This is a genomic window from Alkalisalibacterium limincola, from assembly GCF_008017755.1.
In the GTDB taxonomy this organism is placed as follows: Bacteria; Pseudomonadota; Gammaproteobacteria; order Xanthomonadales; family Xanthomonadaceae; genus Alkalisalibacterium; species Alkalisalibacterium limincola.
On the sequence record NZ_VRTS01000003.1, the window covers coordinates 281,101 to 299,916 of the forward strand.

18 protein-coding genes, 2 tRNA genes and 1 pseudogene are annotated in these 18,816 nt (G+C 68.6%); 4 read left to right on the forward strand and 17 right to left on the reverse strand.

All coding sequences use genetic code 11. The features are described from left to right. Position 1: 1 nt before the first annotated feature. The 9 genes from FU658_RS15990 to ppsR all read right to left on the reverse strand — a co-directional run bounded on the left by FU658_RS15990 (position 2) and on the right by ppsR (position 5,539). Entirely contained in the window at positions 2–1,861 is a 1,860-nt protein-coding gene (locus tag FU658_RS15990) for an efflux RND transporter permease subunit (protein WP_425477589.1), read from the reverse strand. Continuing rightward, positions 1,861–2,439, reverse strand: a complete 579-nt coding sequence (locus FU658_RS14720) for a permuted SH3 domain-containing protein (protein WP_187265980.1) — start codon at positions 2,437–2,439, stop codon at positions 1,861–1,863. Before FU658_RS14720 ends, FU658_RS15990 begins: the two co-directional genes overlap by 1 nt. After that, positions 2,436–2,933, reverse strand: coding sequence for a heavy metal-binding domain-containing protein (locus FU658_RS15155; protein WP_147891312.1), 498 nt, complete (start codon positions 2,931–2,933; stop codon positions 2,436–2,438). The genes FU658_RS14720 and FU658_RS15155 overlap by 4 nt, the downstream gene beginning before the upstream one ends. Then, positions 2,816–3,358, reverse strand: a complete 543-nt coding sequence (locus tag FU658_RS15995) for a heavy metal-binding domain-containing protein (RefSeq protein ID WP_425477590.1) — start codon at positions 3,356–3,358, stop codon at positions 2,816–2,818. Before FU658_RS15995 ends, FU658_RS15155 begins: the two co-directional genes overlap by 118 nt. A gap of 61 nt (positions 3,359–3,419) precedes the next feature. Beyond that, on the reverse strand, positions 3,420–3,857 hold the full coding sequence (locus FU658_RS14370; RefSeq protein WP_187265960.1) for a hypothetical protein: 438 nt from the start codon (positions 3,855–3,857) through the stop codon (positions 3,420–3,422). Positions 3,858–3,948: 91 nt separating this feature from the next. Beyond that, positions 3,949–4,023 (reverse strand) — tRNA-Glu (locus FU658_RS06365). 18 nt (positions 4,024–4,041) lie between these two features. After that, positions 4,042–4,117 (reverse strand) — tRNA-Ala (locus FU658_RS06370). Positions 4,118–4,160: 43 nt separating this feature from the next. Continuing rightward, the gene (locus tag FU658_RS06375; RefSeq protein ID WP_147891313.1) at positions 4,161–4,661 is read right to left on the reverse strand and encodes a DUF1249 domain-containing protein; all 501 of its coding nucleotides are present in this window, start codon (positions 4,659–4,661) and stop codon (positions 4,161–4,163) included. A 56-nt stretch (positions 4,662–4,717) separates the two neighbouring features. Next, positions 4,718–5,539: a posphoenolpyruvate synthetase regulatory kinase/phosphorylase PpsR gene (gene ppsR, locus FU658_RS06380; protein ID WP_147891314.1), complete on the reverse strand. Its 822-nt coding sequence runs from the start codon at positions 5,537–5,539 to the stop codon at positions 4,718–4,720. A gap of 158 nt (positions 5,540–5,697) precedes the next feature. Here ppsR and ppsA point away from each other — a divergent pair, with 158 nt between their 5' ends. Together ppsA and FU658_RS06390 are read left to right on the forward strand one after the other, a co-directional pair. Then, positions 5,698–8,076 carry a phosphoenolpyruvate synthase gene (ppsA, locus tag FU658_RS06385; protein ID WP_147891315.1) on the forward strand — a complete coding sequence of 793 codons (2,379 nt, stop codon included), beginning with the start codon at positions 5,698–5,700 and terminating at the stop codon, positions 8,074–8,076. Between the two features lie 133 nt (positions 8,077–8,209). Next, positions 8,210–9,094, forward strand: coding sequence for a mechanosensitive ion channel family protein (locus FU658_RS06390; RefSeq protein WP_147891316.1), 885 nt, complete (start codon positions 8,210–8,212; stop codon positions 9,092–9,094). Between the two features lie 89 nt (positions 9,095–9,183). Here the strand turns inward: FU658_RS06390 and orn are convergent, their stop codons facing one another. Beyond that, positions 9,184–9,753 carry an oligoribonuclease gene (gene orn, locus FU658_RS06395; RefSeq protein ID WP_147891317.1) on the reverse strand — a complete coding sequence of 190 codons (570 nt, stop codon included), beginning with the start codon at positions 9,751–9,753 and terminating at the stop codon, positions 9,184–9,186. Between the two features lie 61 nt (positions 9,754–9,814). On the opposite strand from orn, the gene FU658_RS06400 reads away from it, so the two are divergent. After that, complete coding sequence (locus FU658_RS06400) at positions 9,815–10,297, forward strand: DUF2721 domain-containing protein (protein WP_147891318.1); 483 nt, start codon at positions 9,815–9,817, stop codon at positions 10,295–10,297. Between the two features lie 21 nt (positions 10,298–10,318). On the opposite strand, the pseudogene tadA reads toward FU658_RS06400, so the two are convergent. The 4 genes and pseudogenes from tadA to folD all read right to left on the reverse strand — a co-directional run bounded on the left by tadA (position 10,319) and on the right by folD (position 14,923). Then, positions 10,319–10,764, reverse strand: a pseudogene (gene tadA / locus FU658_RS06405) (tRNA adenosine(34) deaminase TadA). A gap of 121 nt (positions 10,765–10,885) precedes the next feature. After that, on the reverse strand, positions 10,886–12,454 hold the full coding sequence (gene guaA, locus FU658_RS06410) for a glutamine-hydrolyzing GMP synthase (protein WP_147891319.1): 1,569 nt from the start codon (positions 12,452–12,454) through the stop codon (positions 10,886–10,888). Between the two features lie 51 nt (positions 12,455–12,505). Next, positions 12,506–13,963 carry an IMP dehydrogenase gene (guaB, locus tag FU658_RS06415; RefSeq protein ID WP_147891320.1) on the reverse strand — a complete coding sequence of 486 codons (1,458 nt, stop codon included), beginning with the start codon at positions 13,961–13,963 and terminating at the stop codon, positions 12,506–12,508. Between the two features lie 96 nt (positions 13,964–14,059). Next, the gene (gene folD / locus FU658_RS06420; RefSeq protein WP_147891321.1) at positions 14,060–14,923 is read right to left on the reverse strand and encodes a bifunctional methylenetetrahydrofolate dehydrogenase/methenyltetrahydrofolate cyclohydrolase FolD; all 864 of its coding nucleotides are present in this window, start codon (positions 14,921–14,923) and stop codon (positions 14,060–14,062) included. 65 nt (positions 14,924–14,988) lie between these two features. Between folD and FU658_RS06425 the strand changes: the two genes are divergently transcribed. Further along, entirely contained in the window at positions 14,989–15,300 is a 312-nt protein-coding gene (locus tag FU658_RS06425; RefSeq protein ID WP_147891322.1) for a DUF1244 domain-containing protein, read from the forward strand. Positions 15,301–15,541: 241 nt separating this feature from the next. Here FU658_RS06425 and der read toward each other — a convergent pair whose 3' ends face one another. From der to FU658_RS06440, 3 genes are read right to left on the reverse strand one after another with little or no spacing between them, the layout of a single operon-like run. After that, entirely contained in the window at positions 15,542–16,942 is a 1,401-nt protein-coding gene (gene der / locus FU658_RS06430; protein ID WP_147891323.1) for a ribosome biogenesis GTPase Der, read from the reverse strand. Positions 16,943–16,958: 16 nt separating this feature from the next. Further along, on the reverse strand, positions 16,959–18,137 hold the full coding sequence (gene bamB, locus FU658_RS06435; RefSeq protein ID WP_187265961.1) for an outer membrane protein assembly factor BamB: 1,179 nt from the start codon (positions 18,135–18,137) through the stop codon (positions 16,959–16,961). 4 nt (positions 18,138–18,141) lie between these two features. Continuing rightward, positions 18,142–18,777: a YfgM family protein gene (locus tag FU658_RS06440; RefSeq protein ID WP_187265962.1), complete on the reverse strand. Its 636-nt coding sequence runs from the start codon at positions 18,775–18,777 to the stop codon at positions 18,142–18,144. Between the last annotated feature and the right edge of the window lie 39 nt (positions 18,778–18,816).

Below are 18,816 nucleotides of genomic sequence, written 5' to 3' on the forward strand. Positions count from 1 at the left end.
GTCAACGGCGCCGGGTCGTGGCGGTGTCCGCGCGCCCGGCCTTGCCGAACACGGTGGCCACTTCCGGCACCGACTTGATCATCCGGTTGGTCCGCTGCAACAGCACCTGCGCCTCCCCGGGCGACAGTCCGGGCAGCGTCGTGGGCATGTACAGCAGGTCACCCTCCTCCAGCTCCGGCATGAACTCGCTGCCGATCCGGCTGGCCGGCCACAGCGTGGCCAGCATCACCACGCCGGCCAGCACCAGCACCACCACCGGGTGGCGCAGGCTGAAGCCCAGTGCCGGCCGGTAGGCCGCCATCAGCCAGCGCGAAAGGCGGTGGTCCTGCTCGTCCATGATCGGGCCGCGGATCGCATAGCCCATCAGCACCGGCACCAGGGTCACCGACAGCGCCGCGGCCACCGCCATCGCCCAGGTCTTGGTCCAGGCCAGCGGGGCGAACATGCGGCCTTCCTGCGCTTCGAGCACGAACACCGGCAGGAAGGACAATGCGATCACCAGCAGGCTGAAGAACAGCGCCGGACCGACCTCTGTGGCGCTCTCGCGGATCACCTGCCAGTGGTCCGCACCCTCGGGACTGCGGCCGTGGGCCCGGCGCCACTCGGCCAGGCGCTTGTGTGCGTTCTCGATCATCACCACGGCCGCATCGACCATCGCGCCGATCGCGATCGCGATGCCGCCCAGCGACATGATGTTGGCGTTGAGCCCCTGCATGCGCATGATCGCCAGCGCCACCAGCACGCCCAGCGGCAGGAACAGCGCGATGACCAGCGAGGAACGCAGGTGCCACAGGAAGATCGCGCACACCAGCAGCACCACCGCGATCTCTTCGACCAGGCGGTGGCTGAGGTTGTCCACCGCACGGCCGATCAGCGCGGAGCGGTCGTAGGTGGTGACGATCTCGACGCCGGGCGGCAAGCCGCCCTGCACCGCGGCCAACCGCGCCTTGACCGAATCGATGACGGCCTGGGCGTTCTCGCCGTCGCGCATCACCACGATGCCGCCGACCACCTCGCCCTCGCCGTCGAGCTCGGCGATGCCGCGCCGCGAGGCCGGGCCCAGGCGCAGCTGCGCCACGTCTCCCAGCAGCACCGGCCGGCCGTCCGCCGCCACGCCCAGCGGCACGGCCCCGAGGTCCTCGAGGCTGCGGATGTAGCCCACGCCGCGAACGAAGTACTCCGCCTCCGACATCTCGATCAGGCCGCCGCCGCTTTCCTGGTTCGCATCGCGCACCGCGGCCAGCACCTGCTCGAAGCCCAGCCCGTAGGCCTGCAGCCGCCGGGGATCGATCTGCGCCTCGTACTGGCGTACGTAGCCACCGACGCTGGCCACCTCGGACACGCCCGGCAGGCGTTGCAGCTCGAAGCGCAGGAACCAGTCCTGGATCGAGCGCAGTTGCGCCAGGTCGACCTGCCCGCTGCGGTCGACCAGCGCGTACTGGTAGATCCAGCCCACGCCGGTCGCATCCGGGCCCAACTGCGGCTCCACGCCTTCCGGCAGTTCGCCACGCACCTGCGAGAGATACTCCAGCACGCGGCTGCGCGCCCAGTACAGGTCGGTGCCATCCTCGAACAGTACGTAGACGAAGGAGTCGCCGTACATCGAGAAGCCCCGCACCGCCCGCGCCCCCGGCACCGCCAGCATGCGCGTGGTGATCGGATAGGTGACCTGGTCCTCGACGATCTGCGGCGCCTGGCCCATGTAGCTGGTGCGCACGATGACCTGCGTGTCGGACAGGTCCGGGATCGCATCCAGGTTGATGGTGCGCAGCGACACGATGCTCAGCACCGTCACCAGCGCCACCGCCACCAGCACCATGCCGCGGTGGGCCAGCGACCAGTCGATCACCCGCGCGATCATCAGTGCCCGCCCCCGTGGTCATGGCCCTGCATGCGCTGCAGGCCCGACGTCAGCTCGGCTTCGGAATCGAGCAGGAACTGTCCCGACAAGACGATGCCGTCGCCTTCGGACAAGCCCGAAACGATCTCGGTCCAGCCTTCGTGGATCGCGCCGAGTTCGACGGCCACCGGTTCGAACCGGTCTTCCCCCGCCAGGCGCACCACGCGGTTGCCCTGGCGCGTCCGGATCACCGCCGAGGACGGCACCACCAGCACATCCTCACGGCGCGTGCCGGCGATCTCCGCATCCAGCCACGCGCCGAGGGGTAGCGCGTCGCCCGCCTCGGGAATCGGGAAGCGCACCGCCAGGGTTTGCGTGACAGGGTCCACCGAGGGTGCGATGTAGGAGGCCTCGGCACGCCACTCGGTGCCGGCCAGGCCCGGCAGGGTGAAGCGGCCCTCCACGGTGTCGCCCAGCTGCATGCGCTGGGCCGGGAACAGCAGCGCCTCGATCCAAACCTGGCTGCGCGGCGTGATCTCCAGCACCGTCTCCCCCGCGGCCACCGAACCGCCCTCGCGGGCACCCAGCTCGGCGATCACGCCATCCACGGGCGCCCGGAGCGGAAGCCTGCGGCGCGATTCGCCCGACTGCTCGATCGCATCGATGTCGCTGTCGGCGACCCCCAGCCGGCGCAGCGTTCGCGCGCGCCCGCGACGCTGCGTCCGCCCAGCAGCAGCTCCTCCTGGGCCTGCACCAGGTCCGGGGAATAGATCTCCGCGACCACCGCGCCGCGACGCACCGGGTCGCCGACCGCACGCACATGCAGGCGCTCGATCCAGCCCTCGCTGCGCGTGGACAGGCGCACCACGCCACTGGCGTCCGGCACCACCCGGGCGCCGACACGGAACAGCGGCGCCAGGCTGCGGCGCTCGGGATGGCCGATGCGCACCCCCAGGCTCTGCTGCAGCGCGGGGCTCAGTGCCACCGACGCGGCCTGGCCCGGCGCATGTGCAGCCTCGCGCGTGCGCGGCACCAGGTCCATGCCGCAGATCGGGCAACTCGACGGCTTGTCGTCGGTGATGTGCGGATGCATCGGGCACACATAGGTCGTGGCCCCGCTCGTCGCAGGGTCGACGTCGACCGGTGCAGGCCGCGCAGGGGCGGGCTGGGCAGCGGCAGGCTGGGCGGGTGCCGCGACCGGCACCTCGCGCGCACCAGGTTCATTCCGCAGATCGGACAGCGGCCCGGTCCGTCCTGGACGATGGTGGGATGCATCGGGCACACGTGGCGGATCGCGGTGAGCGGCCCCGTGGCGTCGTGTCCGTGATCATGATCATGATCATGATCATGATCGTGGTCGTGCACATGCGCGGCATGCCCCTCCCCGGCGGGCGCCGCGCCGGGCGCGTCGTCGCGGCCACAGGCGCCAAGCAGCACGACCAGTGCAAGGAAGGAAACGAGGACGGCGCCGCGCAGCACGCGCAGGCGGGCGGGGAGTCGTCGGATTTGGAAAGCCATGATCGATACGCCTTGGATCGAAAACCGGGATGCCGGCGCGGGTGCCGGGCAGGAACGGGTTTCAGGCGTGGATCGGTGGCCTCAGCAGGCGCGTGGCCTGCAGGACAGGGGGAACGGCAGCATGCCAGGTGGCGCCGTGCAGCTGCGCGTGGACCGGTGCCGGCCAAACCCCCAGGGTGATGAACATGCTCGGCGTCGCGCAGCGCGCGACGCACTCGGCGTCACAGCCCGTGTGGGCGTGGCCGGCAGCGTCCGCCTCGTGGCAGTCCGACCCGGCCGAGGCCGCCAGCGCGGTGTCGACCGCGTCGTGGGCGCCGCCGTGCATGGCATGCCCTGCGTGCGTGGAAGCTGCCACGGCGTCCGTCGTCGCTTCGGGCGCACCCTTCGGACAACACGGCATCGCACCGAACGACGCCATCGGCCACAGCGACAGCGCCAGCAGCAGGAGCAGCAGCCTGCCGGCACGGCCGGTGGAGCGATGGCGGATCATCGGGAGCATGGGCGAATGCTATCACTCCGGCAGCCAGCGATAAACGCCGGTGCCGAAACGAAAAAAGCCCGCGTGAGCGGGCCTTGTTCGTTCGCGAGGATGGCGTCCCTACGGGGATTCGAACCCCGGTCGCACCGTGAAAGGGTGGTGTCCTAGGCCTCTAGACGATAGGGACGTTGTACTCGCTGAAAAGTGGTGGAGCCAGCCGGGATCGAACCGGCGACCTCTACAATGCCATTGTAGCGCTCTCCCAGCTGAGCTATGGCCCCACTGCTGGAAAGCCCGGAAGCTTAGCGTCGGGTTCGCGACCCGTCAAGCGATTCCGAGCGAATTCTTTTCCTGCGACCCAAGGCCATTGCGCGAGCGCAGGCTGTGACGGCCGTGGCCCTGCTCGTCGATGTAGGCCAACCACTTGTTCAGGAACGCATTCATCCGCAGCCGGTGGTTGAGCAGCGTGGAATGCGCGGGACGCAGGCCCAGCACGTCCTGCCAGCGGCGCCCGGCGTAGCAATGCGTCGCTTCGACCTGCAGCGCGTCGTTGTACATGCGCACGTGGGCCGAAGGGTCGGCCTCGCCCGTCTCCGGATCCAGCAGTCCGTAGGTCAGTTTGAGTTCGACGGTGTAGGCATGGCGGGCGATCACGCTCAGGTGCAGGTCGAGCCCGTCGCCGATGCTCGACACGTACTCCCCGGGTGCCAGGTCGGCCGGCGCGAAGATGCGCTGCAGGCGCTGGTGGTTCTCCGCGTACAGGCCCATCAGCCAGGCGAACCGGCTGAAGCGGGGGATGACGGCGGTGGCGCGTGTGGCGAGCATTTGCCGGATGCTAGCACGCGTCCGGCGGACCCCAGCGGGACGCGCTGGGCACCGGTTCAGTACATGTGGCGCTCGATGCCGAGTGCGGAGAGCACCTTGCTGGAAATTTCCTCGACCGAGGTGTGCGTCGTGCTCAGCATCGGGATGCGCTCGGCCTTGAGCAGCGTCTCGGCCGCGGCCACTTCCTTGCTGCATTGCTCGATCGTGGAATAGCGCGAATTGGGCCGGCGCTCCTGGCGGATGTGCTGCAGGCGCGACGGCTCGATCGTCAGGCCGTAGAGCTTCTTGCGGTGCGGACGAAGGGCCTTGGGCAGTTCCATGTTGTCCAGGTCGTCCGGGGTCAGCGGATAGTTCGCCGCCTTGATGCCGAAGTGCAGCGCCATGTACAGGCAGGTCGGTGTCTTGCCCGAGCGCGAGACCCCGACCAGGATCACATCGGCCTGGTCGTAGTGCAGGTCCACGCCGTCGTCGTGGGTCAGCGCATAGTTGGTCGCATTCATGCGCTGCTCGTAGGCGGCGAAGTCGACGATGCCGTGGGCCTTGTTCACCTGTGGCTTGCGCGCCCGCCCCAGCTCCGACTCCAGCGGTGCCATGAATTGCGCGAACACGTCCATCATCAGCGCCCCGCTGGCCCCCAGTACCGCATTGATGCCGTCGTCGACCACGGTGTTGACCACGATCGGGCGCTGGCCGGTGCGCACCCCGGCCTCGCGGATGATTCGCGCGGCCTGCTCGGCCTTCTCGCTGCTGTCGACGAAGGGCAGCCGGCGCGACTCGAAGACCACGCCCTCGAACTGCGTCAACAGGCTGTTGCCGACGTTCTCGGCGGTAATGCCGGTGCCATCGGAGATGAAAAACACGGGACGCGGGGAACTCATTGCCACTCCAGGGCCGGCCGATACCGACGGTTCTCACGGATTTCCCGGAAAATCAAGCTTGTATGCATTTCCGGTGGATCGCATCATATGCGATTCGCGGCGTGCGTCCGCACCCGCCTGCCCTGCCCTCCCACGGCATTCCCAACAGGAGTCCGGTTTTGAACGCGAACGTGCTTTGGCTGCACGAGCTCAGGCTCACCGATCTTGCCCAGGTCGGCGGCAAGAACTCCTCCCTCGGTGAGATGATTGGAAATCTCGCGCAGCTGGGCGTCTCCGTCCCCGGGGGCTTTGCCACCACCGCGAGTGCGTTCCAGGAGTTCATCCGCGTCAACAACCTGGCCCAGCGCATCCAGGACAAGCTGGCCAGCTTCGATGTCGAGGACGTCGACGCGCTGACCGCCGCCGGTGCCGAGATCCGCGGCTGGGTCATCGACGCGCCGCTGCAGCCGGAACTCGAAGCCGCGATCCGCGAGTCCTACGCGAAGATGTGCGAGGAAGCAGGCGCCGGCGAGATCGCCGTGGCCGTGCGCTCCTCGGCCACCGCCGAGGACCTGCCCGACGCCAGCTTCGCCGGCCAGCAGGAAACCTACCTCAACGTCGTCGGTGCCGACGACGTGGTGGTCAAGGTCAAGGAGGTCTTCGCCAGCCTCTACAACGACCGCGCCATCGCCTACCGCGTCCACCATGGCTTCAAGCACGAGGACGTGTTCCTGTCCGCCGGCATCCAGCTGATGGTCCGCTCCGACATCGGCGCCGCCGGCGTGCTGTTCACGCTCGACACCGAGTCCGGCTTCCGCGACGTCGTCTTCATCACCTCCAGCTACGGCCTGGGCGAGAACGTCGTGCAGGGCGCGGTGAACCCCGACGAGTTCTACGTCTACAAGCCCACCCTGAAGGCCGGCAAGCCGGCCATCCTGCGCCGCCAGCTCGGTTCCAAGGCCATCCGCATGGTCTATTCCGACGCCCCGGGCGAGCGCGTGCGCGACGAGGACACCCCGGCCGAGCTGCGCAACCGCTTTTCGATCACCGATGCCGACGTCGAGGAGCTCTCGCGCCAGGCGCTGGTCATCGAGGACCACTACGGACGCCCGATGGACATCGAGTGGGGCAAGGACGGCGACACCGGCAAGCTCTACATCCTGCAGGCGCGCCCGGAAACCGTGAAGTCGCGCGCCACCGTCAACCAGATCGAGCGCTACCACCTCTCCGGCCAGTCGAACGTGCTGTGCGAGGGCCGCGCGATCGGCCACAAGATCGGCGCCGGCACCGCCAAGGTGATCCGCTCGCTCAAGGACATGAACCGCGTGCAGCCCGGCGACGTGCTGGTGGCCGACATGACCGACCCCGACTGGGAGCCGGTGATGAAGCGCGCCTCGGCGATCGTCACCAACCGCGGCGGCCGCACCTGCCATGCGGCGATCATCGCGCGCGAGCTCGGCGTGCCGGCCGTGGTCGGCTGCGGCAACGCGCTGGATTCGATTCCCGACGGCGCCGAGGTCACCGTGTCGTGCGCCGAGGGCGACACCGGCAACATCTACGAGGGCAAGCTGGACTTCGAGCGCATCACCACGGACCTTGGCGACATGCCCGAGGCGCCGCTGAAGATCATGATGAACGTCGGCAACCCGGAGCGCGCGTTCGACTTCGCGCAGCTGCCGCACGCCGGCATCGGGCTGGCCCGGCTGGAGTTCGTCATCGCCCGCCAGATCGGCGTGCACCCCAAGGCGCTGATCGAGTACGACCGCCAACCGGCCGAGGTCAAGGCGAAGATCGACCCGCTGATGGCCGGCTACGCCGACCCGGTCAGCTACTACGTCGACCGCCTGGCCGAGGGCATCGCCACGCTGACCGCGGCGTTCGCGCCGCACCCGGTCATCGTGCGCCTGTCGGACTTCAAGTCCAACGAGTACGCCAACCTGATCGGCGGCGAGCAGTACGAGCCGCACGAAGAGAACCCGATGATCGGCTTCCGCGGCGCCAGCCGCTACGTCGATCCCAGCTTCGCCGACTGCTTCGCGCTGGAATGCCGCGCGATGAAGAAGGTGCGCGACGAGATGGGCCTGACCAATGCCTGGGTCATGATCCCGTTCGTGCGCACGCTCGAGGAAGGCCGCAAGGTCATCGAGGTGCTGGAGAAGAACGGCCTCAAGCGCGGCGACAACGGCCTGAAGCTGATCATGATGTGCGAGCTTCCCTCCAACGCGCTGATGGCGGAGGAGTTCCTGGAGATGTTCGATGGCTTCTCGATCGGCTCCAACGACCTCACCCAGCTCACGCTGGGCCTGGACCGCGACTCCGGCGTCATCGCCCACCTGTTCGACGAGCGCGACCCGGCGGTGAAGAAGCTGCTGTCGATGGCGATCAAGACGGCGAAGGCCAAGGGCAAGTACATCGGCATCTGCGGCCAGGGCCCGTCCGACCACCCGGACCTTGCCGAGTGGCTGATGGAACAGGGCATCGAATCGGTCTCGCTCAACCCCGACACCGTCGTGGACACGTGGCTGCGGCTGGCCAAGCTCAAGGCGTCGAAAGGCTGATCACCTGGCCTTGAAGCAGGCGCTGCTAGATTCACCAACGTGAAAAACTTGCCCCGCACTGCGGGGCAAGTCGTTTCAGGGACTGCCCCGTGTCGAGCGATGCGGACCCCGTCCAGACAAGGAGATCAGACGCATGAACCAATTCACCGAATACTTCGCCGAGGTCGACTGGGGCACCCTGATGGCGGTGTGGGGCATGCGCGTGGTCAGCGCCGTGCTCGTCCTGCTGCTCGGGCTGTGGCTGGCCCGCCTGGTCACCCGGCTGGCCAGTGGCGCACTGACGCGGGCGCACTTCGACACCATGCTGGTCAGCTTCCTCCGCCGGATCCTGTATGCCGCGGCGCTGGTCATCGTCTTCGTCACCGTGCTGGCCCAACTGGGCGTGCAGACCACCTCGTTGCTGGCGGTCATCGGCGCCGCCGGCCTGGCCATCGGCCTGGCGCTGCAGGGCTCGCTCGCGAACATCGCCGCCGGCATCATGCTCATCGCGTTGAGGCCGTTCCGGATCGGGGACACCGTCGAGGTGGCCGGCCAGACCGGCGTGGTCGAGCAGGTGCTGGTGTTCCATACCGTGATCAAGTCCTTCAGCAACCACGAGATCATCCTGCCCAACGCGCAGATCACCTCGGCGCCGATCGTCAACTTCACCGCGCTGGGCCAGCGCCGAATCGAGGTGCCCGTGGGCATCAGCTACGACGCCGACATCCGCGCCGCGCGCGAGGTGCTGGTGGGCCTGGCCAAGGCGCACGAGAAGGTGCTGGAAGACCCGGCCCCCAGCGTCATGGTCAATGGACTGGGCGACAACAGCGTCGACCTGACGCTGCGTGCGTTCGTCGAGACGCCCGACTGGGCGGGCACCCGCAGCGACCTGATCGAGGCGACCCACCGCGAGCTGGGCAAGGCCGGCATCGGCATCCCCTATCCGCAGCGCGACGTGCACCTGCGCTTTCCCGACGGTGTGAAGCTCGAGGACAAGCGCAAGACCGAGGCCAGCGAAGCCCGCGCCAACGCGTCCTGAGGCATCACGCAGCGTGCCATCCCCGGAACGGGTGGCACGTGGGGCCCCGGGCGGCTACCTGCCCCTGGGGCCGCTGCCGCAGCGGCGTATCACGCGTTGCCGCCCAGCCGCCCCATGTACTGCCGGTAGTGGGCCAGCTCCGCCACCGAATCGCGGATGTCGCTCAGCGCGGTGTGGGCGGAGTTCTTGGTCAGTTGGGCCAGCACTTCCGGTGCCCAGCGCCGGGCCAGTTCCTTGACCGTGCTGACGTCCAGGTTGCGGTAGTGGAAGTAGCGCTCCAGGTCCGGCATCAGCCGCGCCATGAAGCGGCGGTCCTGGCAGATCGAGTTGCCGCACATCGGCGACTTCCCGGCCGGCACCCACTGCGCGACGAAATCCAGCGTGCGCATCTGCGCCTCCTGCATCGACACGCCCTCCTCCAGCACCCGCCGCCACAGGCCCGAGCCGCCATGCTGGTTGCGATTCCAGTCGTCCATCGCCTCGAGCGTGGCCAGCGGATGGGTGATCGCCAGCTCGGGCCCCTCGGCCAGCACGTTGAGCTCGCGGTCGGTCACCAGCGTGGCGATCTCCAGGATCGAATCGGCCATCGGGTCCAGCCCGGTCATCTCCAGGTCGATCCAGATCAGGTTGTCTTCATGGGCGATGACGGGTGTGCTCATGGGTGTCCGTAGCAATGGGGAGACGGCATGATACGCGAGGCCACCCCAGGAACCCGCCTCGATGCTGCCCATGTCGCTCGACCAGTACCAGGTCCTCACCTCCATGCTGGCCCCTGCCCTGTTGATGGCCGCGACCGGCTCGCTGCTGATCTCGGCGAACGCGCGGCTGGCACGCGTGGTGGACCGCCTGCGCGCCGTCATGGCGGAATGGCAGGACGCCGACGAGGCCCAGCGCGCCGAACTCGAGGCCGAGATCCGCAGCCAGCGCACCCGAAGCGGCTTCAACCTGCGCGCCTGCCTGATGCTGTACCTCGCCCTGGCTGCATTCGTCGCCACCAGCATCGCGCTGGCCATCGACGCCTTCACCAACTTCGCACTGGGACCGCTGCCGACCATCACCGCCCTGGTGGGCACCGGCTGCCTGCTGATGGCCAGCATCTACCTGGCCCTGGAAGTACGCATGGCCATTCGCGGCCTGGACGCCGAGATTTCCATGCAGATGCGCCAGAGGCCCTCCGGGCCGAAGCCTGGAGCGCGCGCCTGACCATGCAGGAACGCGACGGGCTCAGCGCGTGCGGCTGCGCTTGCCCTTGAAGTAGCTTCTCAGGCGTTCGCCCGCCTCCTGAGCCAGCAGCCCACCCTGCACCTGCACGCGGTGGTTGTGGCGCGGATCAGCCATCAGGTCGAAGACACTGCCGCAGGCGCCGGTCTTGGGGTCCGGGGCGGCGAACACCACCCGCGCCACGCGGGCATGCACCATCGCCATCGCGCACATCGCACACGGCTCCAGCGTCACGTACAGCGTGCAGCCCAGCAGGCGATGGTTGGCCAGCCGCATGCCGGCCTGGCGCATCGCCACGATCTCGGCATGCGCGGTGGGGTCGTGTTCGGTGATGTTGCGGTTCCAGCCTTCCGCCAGCAGCACCCCGTCGGGGCCCACCAGCACCGCGCCGACCGGAATCTCGTCGTCCTCGCGCTCGGCGCGCCCACCCAGCGCCAGCGATGGCGCATCCAGCGCGTGTCTGCTTCGCTGAACACCTCCGGCCCGCCGTCTTGCGGCGAACCGGGGGCGCTCGGCAGGTCGGGCCGGCTGTCGCTCATCGGGGGTGGTCACACCGGGCGCAGGCCCGGTTCACTCCCACTCGATCGTGGCGGGCGGCTTCCCACTAATGTCATAAACCACACGAGAAATACCACGCAACTCATTGATTATTCGGCGCGAAACGATGTCGAGGAACTCGTAGGGCAAGTGCGCCCAGTGGGCCGTCATGAAATCGATCGTCTCCACCGCACGCAGCGCGATGACCCATTCGTAGGCGCGCTGGTCGCCGACCACGCCCACCGACTTCACCGGCAGGAACACCGCGAACGCCTGGCTGACCCGGTCGTACAGGTCATGCTTGCGCAGCTCGTCGATGAAGATGTGGTCGGCGCGGGCCAGCAGCTGCGCGTACTCCGGCTTCACCTCGCCGAGGATGCGCACGCCCAGGCCCGGGCCCGGGAACGGGTGCCGGTAGACCATCTCGCGAGGCAGGCCCAGCTCGACGCCGATGCGCCGCACCTCGTCCTTGAACAGCTCGCGCAGCGGCTCCACCAGGCCCAGGTTCATCTTCTCGGGCAGGCCCCCGACGTTGTGGTGGCTCTTGATCACGTGCGCCTTGCCGGTGCGCGACCCGGCCGACTCGATCACGTCGGGGTAGATCGTGCCCTGCGCCAGCCACTTCACGTTGTCGATCTTCGAGGATTCCTCGTCGAACACCTCGATGAACATCCGGCCGATGACCTTGCGCTTGGCCTCCGGGTCGGCCACGCCCTCGAGCGCGCTGAAGAAGCGCTCGCGCGCGTCGACGCGGATCACCTTCACGCCCATGTGCTCGGCGAACATCGCCATGACCTGGTCGCCCTCGTGCCAGCGCAGCAGGCCGGTGTCGACGAACACGCAGGTCAGGTTCTCGCCGATCGCCTCGTGCAGCAGCGCCGCCACCACCGAGGAATCCACCCCACCGGACAGGCCCAGCAGCACGTGGTCGGTGCCGACCTTCTCGCGCACGCGCGCGATCTGGTCCTCGATGATCTTCTCGGCGGTCCACAACTTGTCGCAGCCGCAGATGTCGGCGACGAAGCGCTCCAGCATCGCCGTGCCCTGCTTCGTGTGGGTCACCTCGGGATGGAACTGCACGCCGTAGTAGCGGCGTTCTTCATCGGCCATCGCCACGATCGGCACCGACGGCGTGCGCGCGGTCACCTCGAAGCCTTCCGGCAGCTGGCTGACGCGGTCGCCGTGGCTCATCCACACATCCAGCCGCGGCGGCGCGCCGGGGTGGTCCTTGAGGTCGTTGAGCAACGCACACTCGTGGATCACCTCGGCCTCGGCGTAACCGAACTCGCGTTCCAGGTCGGCCTCGACCACGCCGCCCAGCTGCATCGCCATCGTCTGCATGCCGTAGCAGATGCCGAGGATCGGCACGCCGGCGTCGAATGCCTCCTGCGGCGCGCGCGGCGCATCGGCCTGCGTGGTCGACTCCGGTCCGCCGGAGAAGATGATCCCCTTCGGCGCGTACTGCGCGATCTCCGCCGGGTCATGGTCCCAGGCCCAGATCTCGCAGTACACGCCGATCTCGCGGATGCGGCGGGCGATGAGCTGGGTGTATTGGGCCCCGAAATCGAGGATCAGGATCTTGTCGGAATGGATGTCGGTCATCGGGGCCTGGGCGGTGGTGCGGACGGGGGTGCGCAGAGTTCGGGGTGGAGGTCAGCCGACCTGGTAGTTCGGCGGTTCCTTGGTGATCTGCACGTCGTGGACGTGGCTCTCGCGCGATCCGGCGTTGGTGATGCGCACGAACTGCGGTCGCGTGCGCATCTCGTCGATGCTCGCGCAGCCCACGTAGCCCATCGACGCGCGCACGCCGCCGACCAGCTGGTGGACGATGTCGCGCAGCGGGCCGCGGTAGGGCACGCGGCCCTCGATGCCTTCCGGCACCAGCTTGTCGGTGTCGGCGGTGTCCTGGAAATAGCGGTCCTTCGACCCCTTCTCCATTGCGCCCAGGCTGCCCATGCCGCGGTAGCTCTTGTAGCTGCGGCCCTGGAACAGCTCGGCCTCGCCGGGGCCCTCCTCGGTGCCGGCGAACAGGCCGCCGATCATCACCGTCGACGCACCGGCGGCCAGCGCCTTGGCGATGTCGCCGCTGAAGCGGATGCCGCCATCGGCGATCAGCGGGATGCGGTCCTGCAGCGCCTCGGCCACCATCGCCACCGCGGTGATCTGCGGCACGCCGACACCGGCGACGATGCGCGTGGTGCAGATCGAGCCGGGGCCGACACCGACCTTGACCGCGTCGGCACCGGCATCCATCAGGGCCAACGCCGCATCACCGGTCACGATGTTGCCGCCGATCACCTGCACGTCGGGGAAGTTCTTCTTGACCCAGCTGATCCGGTCCAGCACGCCCTGGCTGTGGCCGTGGGCGGTGTCGACGATCAGCACGTCCACGCCGGCCTGGGCCAGCGCCTCGACGCGCGCCTCGGTGTCGCCGGCCACGCCCACCGCGGCACCGGCCAGCAGTTGCTCGTCGGCGTCCTTGGCGGCATTGGGATTGTCGCGCGCCTTCTGGATGTCCTTCACCGTGATCAGCCCGCGCAGGCGGAATGCATCGTCGACCACCAGCACCTTCTCGATGCGGTGCTTGTGCATGAGCTGCAGCACTTCGTCGTCGGCCGCGCCCTCGCGCACCGTCACCAGGCGATCCTTCTTGGTCATGATGTGGCGGACCGGATCGTCGAGCTTGCGCTCGAAGCGCATGTCGCGGCTGGTCACGATGCCCAGCAGCTGGTCGCCATCGACCACCGGCACGCCGGAGATGCGCCGCGCCGTGGTCAGCTTGAGTACCTCGCCGATCGTCGTCTCCGGACCCACGGTGAACGGCTCGCGGATCACGCCGGCCTCGAAGTTCTTGACCTGCTGCACCTCGCCGGCCTGGCGCTCCACGCTCATGTTCTTGTGGATGATGCCGATGCCGCCCAGCTGGGCCATCGCGATGGCCAGGCGCGCCTCGGTGACGGTGTCCATCGCCGCCGACAGCAGCGGCAGGTTCAGGCGCAGGGAACGGGTGAGTCGGGTCGAGAGGTCGACGTCCTTGGGCAGGACGGTCGAATGCGCCGGGACGAGCAGGACGTCGTCGAAGGTGAGCGCTTCGGCCTGGATGCGCAGCATGGGGCGGCTCCCGGAAGGTGAAGCGCGCCATTATAGCGTGACCCGGGGCCCCGGCGTCGTGTCACCGCATGCCGGGTGCGCCGGCCGCCTCCGGCTTCAGCCTGCGTCGAACGCCTCGGCGGCTTCCAGCGTGTTTTGCATCAGCGTCGCCACGGTCATCGGCCCCACCCCACCCGGTACCGGCGTGATCCAGCTGGCGCGCTCGGCCGCGGCCTTGAAGCCCACGTCGCCCACCAGGCGCCCGTCGTCGAGCCGGTTGATGCCCACGTCGATGACCACCGCCCCGGGCTTCACCCACTCCCCCGGCACCAGGTCGGGCTTGCCCGCCGCGACGACGAGGATGTCGGCCTGCCCCACCGCCTGCTCCATCACCTCGCGCGGCGTGAATCGGTGGCAGCACGTGGTCGTGCAGCCCGCGATCAGCAGCTCCATCGCCATCGGCCGCCCCACGTGGTTGGACACCCCCACGATCGTCGCCGAGCGCCCGCGCACCGGCCGGTCGGTATAGGCCAGCAGCGTCGTGATGCCGCGCGGCGTGCACGGCCGCAGCCCGAACTGGCGCAGCGCCAGGTGCCCCACGTTGGTCGGATGGAAACCGTCGACGTCCTTGCGCGGATCGATCCGCTCGATGATGTGGTTCGCATCGCGCCGGTCCGGCAGCGGCAGCTGCAGCAGGATGCCGTGGATCGCCGGGTCGGCATTGAGCCGGTCGATCAGCGCAACCAGCTCGTCGTCGCCCGCGTCGTCCGGCAGGTCGAAATCGACTGCCCGGATGCCCACCTTCTCCGCCGCCCGGCGCTTGTTGCGCACATAGACCGCCGACGCCGGGTCATGCCCCACCAGGATCACGGCCAGCCCCGGCCGCGACTTCCCCGCCGCCAACCGACGCGCCACCCGCCCGGAAAGATTGTCCAGCAGTTCCTCGGCGATCCGCCGGCCATCCAGGATTCGAGCACTCATTGCGTTGCGTTGGCCTGCTAAAGTCGAGGCGAGATTATCCCCGAACCACAACGGTGCCCGCAAAGATGAGCCAAAAGCCCGACCGATCCGACCTCGAAGCCGCCGCCTTCCGCCGCCTCCTGGCCCACCTGGACTCCCGCAAGGACGTCCAGAACATCGAGCTGATGACCCTGGCCGGCTTCTGCCGCAACTGCCTGGCCAACTGGTACCAGGACGCCGCCGAAGCCGCCGGCACCCCCGTAAGCAAGGACGAAGCCCGCGAAGCGATCTACGGCATGCCCTACAGCGAGTGGAAGGAAAAATACCAGCGCGAGGCCACCCCCGAAGAACTGGCGAGGTTCAAGGCCGCCCAGGCGGAGCACGGCGAGGGCAACTGATCCCCTCCCCCCTCCTCTCCCTCTCCGGCGGCGCGCTCCCCAGCCCCACCTACCCGCGCGAACTCCCCAACACGCCGAAGCCCCCGCGACCCCACCTGCCGGGGTGTGTCGGGTAGGCCTCCCAAGAATCTTTAAAGAAAAAGCCCCCAACGGGGGCTTTTTCGATTCGGGGAGGCCTACCCGGCGCACCCCGGCCCGCGAGCCAAAAACAAGCTCGCGAGAAATGTTTGCAATCAGAGCGTTACTTGCGCTTCTTAACGTGCTGCATCAAGCGCCGCCGACTCTTCAACTGCCGATCGGTCAGCTTGTTCTTCTTCCCCTCGTAAGGATTGTCCCCCTCACGGAACTCGAAGCGCACCGGCGTCCCCACCAGCTTGAACCGCTTCCGGAAGAAGTTCTCCAGATAACGCCGATAGCTGTCGGACAGCGTCTTGATCCGCGACCCGTGCACGATGAAGGTCGGCGGATTGTCCCCGCCCGGATGCGCGAAGCGCAGCTTCGCCGCATGCCCCCGCACCACCGGCGGCGGGAACGCCGCATAGGCCATCTCCACCGCCCGCGTCACCTCCGCGGTCGTGAACTTGCGCGTGGCCGACGCGTGCGCCCGATGGATCGCCCGGTACAGCTCCGCCAGGCCAGAACCGTGCTTGGCCGAGATGAACACCACCTCCGCCCACTGCACGAACGTGAACTTGCGCGACAGCATCGCCTGCGTCTGCTCGCGCTGGTAGGTGCTCAGGCCATCCCACTTGTTGACCGCCACCACCAGCGCCCGGCCCGCTTCCAGCACCGCGCCCAGCACCGTCGAATCCTGGTCGGTCACACCCTCGGTCGCATCCAGCATCACCACCGACACCTGGCTGATCGCGATCGACTGCAGCGTCTTGATGACGCTGAACTTCTCGACCGCGTCCTCGACCCGGGCGCGGCGGCGGATGCCCGCCGTATCGATCAGGCGGTACTTCTCGCCGTCGCGGTCCAGGTCGACCGCGATCGAATCGCGCGTCGTGCCGGGCACCTCGGAGGCGATCATCCGCTCCTCGCCCAGCAAGCGGTTCACCAGCGTCGACTTGCCGACGTTGGGACGACCGACGAAGGCCACGCGGATCCGCTCCGGATCGTGCTCCATCTCGGCGGCCAGCCCTTCCTCCGGCAGCCGCTCCATGACCGCGTCGAGAACGTCGTCCAGGCCGCGGCGATGCGAGGCGGACACCGCGATCACGTCGGACAGCCCGAACGACGCGAAATCCGCCAGAGCGTTCTCTTCGTTGACGCCGTCGGTCTTGTTGATGACCAGCAGCACCGGTTTGTCGATGCGCCGCAGCCACGACAGGATCTCGTGGTCCAGGCCGGCCGGGCCCTCACGGCCATCGACCACGAACAGGATCACATCGGCTTCTTCGGCACCCGCCCGCGCCTGGCGCTGCGTGGCGCCGGACAGGCCTTCGTCCTCACCGGCCATGCCGCCGGTGTCGACCAGCACGAACGGCCGCTCCTCGTCGAGCCGGCAGATGCCGTAGTGGCGGTCCCGGGTGACCCCGGGCTCGTCGTGCACCAGCGCGTCACGCGTGCGCGTGAACGCATTGAACAGGGTCGACTTGCCTACGTTGGGGCGCCCGACCAGGGCAACCATGGGAAGCATGGCGGGCGCTCCGGCGTCAGAGTCGCGACACGCGGTAGGCCACCAGCTGGCCGTGCGTATCGAGGATGTAGGCGATCGAATCCAGGGACACCTGCGGCGCGCCCCGGATCGGATTGCGGCCGACGCGCGCACGCGCGGCCGGCGCGCCGGTGGGCAGGTCGAACCAGTGCACGTAACCTTCGCTGTCACCGACCAGCACGTGCTCGGCCTGCACGGCCGGCGTCGTCACCCAGCGGTTGCGCAGCGCCTCCTGGCGCCACAGCGAGGAGCTGTTGGTGCGGTCGAGCGCCCACAGCGTCGAGTCCACGTCGCCCGCCAGCAGGTAACGCCCGGAAAGCGCCAGGCCGGCGTAGCTCTGCAGGTCCGTGGCCCACAGCGGCTGGCCGTTCTGCGCCTGGATCGCCATGACCTGGCCACCGTAGCTGGCCGCGTAAATCTCGTTCACGCCCAGCTGCATCGCGCCACCGATATCGCCCAGGCGCTCGATCTCGCTGCGGCCCTGCGGTTCGGCGACGCGCTGTTCCCACACACGCAGGCCATCCTGCATGCGCAGCGCAACGACCACGCCGTCCTCGTAGCCCACGTACACCAGGCCCTGGCCAAGCAGCGGCGCGGACTTGCCGCGCAACGCCAGCGCCGGCGTGGTGCGCTCGAACACCCAGCGACGGTTGCCGTCGGCCGCGTCGAAGCCGAAAACACGGCCATCGATGGAGCGAACCACCACCAGGCCCGAACCCACGGCAGGCATGGAGACGACCTCCGAGGAGACCCTCGCGCGCCAGCGTTCGCCGCCGCCGTCGGCATCGTAGGCCACCACGTCGCCGTCGAGGCTGCTGGCCACGACCAAGCTGCCGCCTACGCCCGGGGAGCTGGAGAGCCGCAGGCCGGTTTCGTTGCGCCAGATGTCCTGGCCGTTCTGGGCGTCCAATGCAAACAGGCTGCCGCCGGCATCGGCCGCGTACACGCGCCCACCCGCCAGGGTCGGGGCCATGCGCAGGCCCAGCCGGCGCTCGCCGTCACCGATGTTGCGCTGCCACAGCGTTTCCACGCTCAGGCGCGGCTCGAAATCGACCAGGGCCGCCGGCGCGGTGGCCTCGTCGGGTGCCTTGTGGAACCACCCCCCGACCCGGGTGCCACAACCCGCCAGCAACACGATGGCCGAAGCCATAAGGATCCACTTGGTGGTGATTCGCATGGGCTCAGGCCTCCGGTGCATCGACGCTGCCGCCGAGGTCGTTCAATTTGAACTCGACCAGCGCACGCGAGGGCGCGGCGCTGTCGAGGTGGGTCAGGGCGTCGACATAGGCCATGCGGGCCTCGCGGTCGCGCCCCAGTGCCTGCAGGGCATCGCCGCGCAGCTCATGGGCCATGCCGGCATAGCCGGCACCGACCCCCTCGAGCAGCGAGAGCGCCTGTTCGTGGTCGCCGGCAGCGATCTGCAGGCGGGCCTTGCGCAGCGCAAGCAGCTCGTCCAGCGCGGGGTCCGCGTTGCGGCCGCGGGCGGCCTCCAGCGTTGCGATGGCGGCCTCGTGATCACCCTGGGCCACCTCCAGCGAGGCCTGGCGCAGCGCTGCCAGTACCGCATAGGGGGAGTCCCCGAAGTCGCTCTGGATCGCCTCGGAGTGCGCGCGCGCCTGCGCGAGGTCGCCGCCCTCCGCTGCGATCACCATGCGGTGGTACTCGGTTCCTGCCGCGAAGGCCTTGTTGGCCTGCTGCGTCTGCCACCAGTTCCATCCCAGGATGGCGGCTACGCCGACCAGGATACCGGTGACGATGGTGGCTCCATTCTGCCGAAGCCAGGCGCGAACGAGTTCGCCCTGTTCGTGTTCATCCATATCGATTGCCATACTCGGACTGGGCCCGGCGCGGGACGC

Excerpts from the sequence above, each read along its gene's own strand:
- FU658_RS06375 (WP_147891313.1), bottom strand. The coding sequence starts at position 4,661 with ATGCTCGCCACACGCGCCACCGCCGTCATCCCCCGCTTCAGCCGGTTC.
- bamB (WP_187265961.1), bottom strand. The coding sequence starts at position 18,137 with ATGCGAATCACCACCAAGTGGATCCTTATGGCTTCGGCCATCGTGTTG.
- FU658_RS06400 (WP_147891318.1), top strand. The coding sequence starts at position 9,815 with ATGCTGCCCATGTCGCTCGACCAGTACCAGGTCCTCACCTCCATGCTG.
- orn (WP_147891317.1), bottom strand. The coding sequence starts at position 9,753 with ATGAGCACACCCGTCATCGCCCATGAAGACAACCTGATCTGGATCGAC.
- FU658_RS15155 (WP_147891312.1), bottom strand. The coding sequence starts at position 2,933 with ATGCATCCGCACATCACCGACGACAAGCCGTCGAGTTGCCCGATCTGC.
- guaA (WP_147891319.1), bottom strand. The coding sequence starts at position 12,454 with ATGACCGACATCCATTCCGACAAGATCCTGATCCTCGATTTCGGGGCC.
- der (WP_147891323.1), bottom strand. The coding sequence starts at position 16,942 with ATGCTTCCCATGGTTGCCCTGGTCGGGCGCCCCAACGTAGGCAAGTCG.
- guaB (WP_147891320.1), bottom strand. The coding sequence starts at position 13,963 with ATGCTGCGCATCCAGGCCGAAGCGCTCACCTTCGACGACGTCCTGCTC.
- FU658_RS06390 (WP_147891316.1), top strand. The coding sequence starts at position 8,210 with ATGAACCAATTCACCGAATACTTCGCCGAGGTCGACTGGGGCACCCTG.
- FU658_RS06440 (WP_187265962.1), bottom strand. The coding sequence starts at position 18,777 with ATGGATGAACACGAACAGGGCGAACTCGTTCGCGCCTGGCTTCGGCAG.
- FU658_RS15995 (WP_425477590.1), bottom strand. The coding sequence starts at position 3,358 with ATGGCTTTCCAAATCCGACGACTCCCCGCCCGCCTGCGCGTGCTGCGC.
- FU658_RS15990 (WP_425477589.1), bottom strand. The coding sequence starts at position 1,861 with ATGATCGCGCGGGTGATCGACTGGTCGCTGGCCCACCGCGGCATGGTG.
- ppsR (WP_147891314.1), bottom strand. The coding sequence starts at position 5,539 with ATGAGTTCCCCGCGTCCCGTGTTTTTCATCTCCGATGGCACCGGCATT.
- FU658_RS06425 (WP_147891322.1), top strand. The coding sequence starts at position 14,989 with ATGAGCCAAAAGCCCGACCGATCCGACCTCGAAGCCGCCGCCTTCCGC.
- FU658_RS14370 (WP_187265960.1), bottom strand. The coding sequence starts at position 3,857 with ATGCTCCCGATGATCCGCCATCGCTCCACCGGCCGTGCCGGCAGGCTG.
- folD (WP_147891321.1), bottom strand. The coding sequence starts at position 14,923 with ATGAGTGCTCGAATCCTGGATGGCCGGCGGATCGCCGAGGAACTGCTG.